This window comes from Arthrobacter sp. GCM10027362, from assembly GCF_042679445.1.
In the GTDB taxonomy this organism is placed as follows: Bacteria; Actinomycetota; Actinomycetes; order Actinomycetales; family Micrococcaceae; genus Crystallibacter.
Map to the genome: position 1 here is coordinate 1 of NZ_JBHTML010000290.1, position 3,446 is coordinate 3,446.

General features: G+C 68.6%; 2 protein-coding genes and 1 pseudogene. All 3 read left to right on the forward strand.

What is annotated here, in order from left to right:
• The coding region (locus ACFQ36_RS21690) for a histone-like nucleoid-structuring protein Lsr2 (RefSeq protein ID WP_377017459.1) at positions 1-138 on the forward strand (138 nt) is incomplete at its 5' end.
• Between the two features lie 205 nt (positions 139-343).
• The gene (locus ACFQ36_RS21695) at positions 344-2,845 is read left to right on the forward strand and encodes an ATP-dependent Clp protease ATP-binding subunit (RefSeq protein ID WP_377017457.1); all 2,502 of its coding nucleotides are present in this window, start codon (positions 344-346) and stop codon (positions 2,843-2,845) included.
• A 155-nt stretch (positions 2,846-3,000) separates the two neighbouring features.
• Positions 3,001-3,446: pseudogene (locus tag ACFQ36_RS21700) on the forward strand (S9 family peptidase); the annotation flags it as partial.

Sequence of the window (3,446 nt, forward strand, 5' to 3'; positions counted from 1 at the left end):
CAGGCCGCCCCGGCCGGCCGCAGCCACAGCGCCTCCGAGGTGCGCGCCTGGGCCCGGGAGCACGGGTACAAGGTCAGCGACCGCGGGCGCGTGCAGTCCGAGGTTCTCTCGGCCTACCGGCAGGCCGTCGGCAGCTGAGGGCAGGCCGGCAAGCGGAAATTCCGGCGGGAGGCGGGCAGCTGCTGCCCGCCTCCCGCCGTGTCCGGGCTGCCGTGTCCGGGCCGCTGGGCCGCGGGCCGGGCGGTAATGCCGCTGCCGTCATTTTCCCCCTAGGGCGAACAGGCCCCACAATCACTTCTTGGGCACGTAGCATCAAAGTACGCAGTAGCTAGGAGTGTGCGAGATGTTTGAGAGATTTACCGACCGTGCCCGTCGCGTTGTCGTGCTGGCTCAAGAAGAAGCCCGCATGCTCAACCACAACTACATTGGTACCGAACACATCCTCCTCGGCCTGATCCACGAGGGCGAGGGGGTCGCGGCGAAGGCGCTGGAGTTCCTTGGTGTCACGCTCAACGGCGTCCGCGAACAGGTCCAGGAGATCATCGGCCAGGGCCAGCAGGCGCCCAGCGGCCACATCCCGTTCACTCCGCGCGCCAAGAAGGTGCTGGAGCTTTCGCTGCGCGAGGCGCTGCAGCTGGGCCACAACTACATTGGCACCGAGCACATCCTGCTCGGCCTGATCCGCGAGGGCGAAGGCGTAGCCACCCAGGTGCTGGTCAAGCTGGGCGCGGACCTGAACCGCGTCCGCCAGCAGGTCATCCAGCTGCTCTCCGGCTACCAGGGCAAGGAGCCGGTCTCCACCGGCAGCCAGCAGCAGGAGGGGACCCCCGCCGGTTCGGTGGTGCTGGACCAGTTCGGCCGCAACCTGACCCAGGCCGCCCGCGAGGGCAAGCTGGACCCGGTGATCGGGCGCGAGCACGAGATGGAACGCGTCATGCAGGTCCTCTCCCGGCGCACCAAGAACAATCCGGTGCTCATCGGCGAGCCGGGTGTGGGCAAGACCGCCGTCGTCGAAGGGCTGGCCCAGTCCATCGTGCGCGGCGACGTGCCGGAGACCATCAAGGACAAGCAGCTCTACACCCTGGACCTCGGGTCCCTGGTGGCAGGCTCCCGCTACCGCGGCGACTTCGAAGAGCGGCTGAAAAAGGTCCTGAAGGAGATCCGCACGCGCGGGGACATCATCCTCTTCATCGACGAGATCCACACCCTGGTGGGTGCCGGTGCCGCCGAAGGCGCCATCGATGCGGCGTCCATCCTCAAGCCCATGCTGGCCCGCGGCGAGTTGCAGACCATCGGGGCCACCACGCTGGACGAATACCGCAAGCACATCGAAAAGGACGCCGCGCTGGAGCGCCGCTTCCAGCCGATCCAGGTGCAGGAGCCCTCGGTGGAGCATGCGGTGCAGATCCTGCGCGGCCTGCGCGACCGCTACGAGGCCCACCACCGCGTCTCCATCACGGACGGCGCGCTGGAGGCCGCGGCCAACCTGGCGCACCGCTACATTTCGGACCGCTTCCTGCCGGACAAGGCAATCGACCTGATCGACGAGGCCGGCGCCCGGCTGCGCATCCGCCGGATGACCGCGCCGCCGGAGCTGAAGGACATCGACGAGCGGATCGCCGAGCTGAAGAAGCGCAAGGAATCGGCCATCGACGCCCAGGACTTCGAGGGCGCCGCGGCGCTGCGCGACCGGGAAAGCAAGCTGCAGGACGAGCGTGCGGCCAAGGAACGCGCCTGGAAGTCCGGGGACCTGGACGAGATCGCGGAGGTGGACGAGGACCTGATTGCCGAGGTGCTCGCCAATTCCACCGGCATCCCCGTGTTCAAGCTGACCGAGGAAGAGTCCTCGCGCCTGCTGCACATGGAGGAGGAGCTGCACAAGCGCGTGGTCGGCCAGGACGAGGCGATCAAGGCGATCTCCCAGGCCATCCGCCGCACCCGCGCCGGCCTGAAGGACCCGAAGCGTCCGGGCGGTTCGTTCATCTTCGCCGGCCCCACCGGCGTCGGCAAGACCGAGCTGGCCAAGGCACTGGCCGAGTTCCTCTTCGGCGAGGAAGACGCACTGATCACCCTGGACATGTCCGAGTACTCGGAGAAGCACACGGTGTCGCGCCTGTTCGGTGCCCCTCCCGGTTATGTGGGCTACGAAGAGGGCGGCCAGCTGACCGAGAAGGTCCGCCGCCGGCCGTTCTCGGTGGTGCTCTTCGACGAGGTGGAAAAGGCCCACGCGGACCTGTTCAACTCGCTGCTGCAGATCCTGGAGGACGGGCGCCTGACGGACAGCCAGGGCCGGGTGGTGGACTTCAAGAACACCGTGATCATCATGACCACCAACCTTGGTACCCGGGACATCTCCAAGGGCGTCATGACCGGCTTCCAGTCCGGCACCGACACCAGGACCGGCTACGAGCGGATGCGCTCCCGGGTCCAGGACGAGCTCAAGCAGCACTTCCGGCCCGAGTTCCTGAACCGCGTCGACGACATCGTGGTCTTCCCGCAGCTGTCCGAGGCGCAGATCGTGGAGATCGTGGACATGTTCATCACCCGCCTGCAGAAGCGGCTGCGCGACAAGTCCATGACCATCGAGCTGACGCCCGCGGCGAAGACCCTGCTGGCCCACCGCGGCTACGATCCGACCATGGGGGCCCGGCCGCTGCGCCGGACCATCCAGCGCGAGATCGAGGACCAGCTCTCCGAGAAGATCCTCTTCGGCGAGGTCCGCCACGGCGAGACGATCCACGTGGACGTCGAGGGCGAGGGGGACGCGGCCAGGTTCACCTTCACCAGCACGGGGGCGCCGAAGTCCCTGGAAAAGGCGCCGGACACCCCGGCACTGTCGCAGTAGCACCTCCCCGGAGGGAAACGAGCCGAGGGCCCCGGAAATCCGGGGCCCTCGGCCTTTTGGCAGCGCGGGCGCCGGGCAGGAAAAGTTCCGCCGGGAAGCGGGCAAACCGTCAGCCGCCTCTGACGCGGGGCACAGCGGCTGGCTATGATGTCCGCATGACATCTGAAACGGTTATTTCCGGGTTGGCGGCCGATGCTGCCCGGCAGGCGGCGAAGCCTGCCGAAGCTGCCCGCCCGGCCACCCCGTTCCACAGCCTGGACCACTACATCGCCCTGCCGCGGCTGAGCACCCTTGCCCTCAGCGCCGACGGGAGCCGGCTGGTGACCGCCGTCAGCACCCTGAACAGGAAGGGCACCGAATACACCACCGCCCTGTGGGAGCTTGATCCGGCCGGCACGAAACCGGCGCGCCGGATCACCCGCAGCGCCAAGGGGGAGGCGGGCGCCGCCTTCCTGCGCAACGGGGACCTGCTCTTTACCTCGGCCCGCCCGGACCCGGACAGCTCGGACAGCCCGGACGGCGACGGGGACGCCGGCCCCGTCGCCGCGCTGTGGAAGATCCCGGCCGCGGGCGGGGAAGGCCGCGTGGTGCTCTCCCGGCC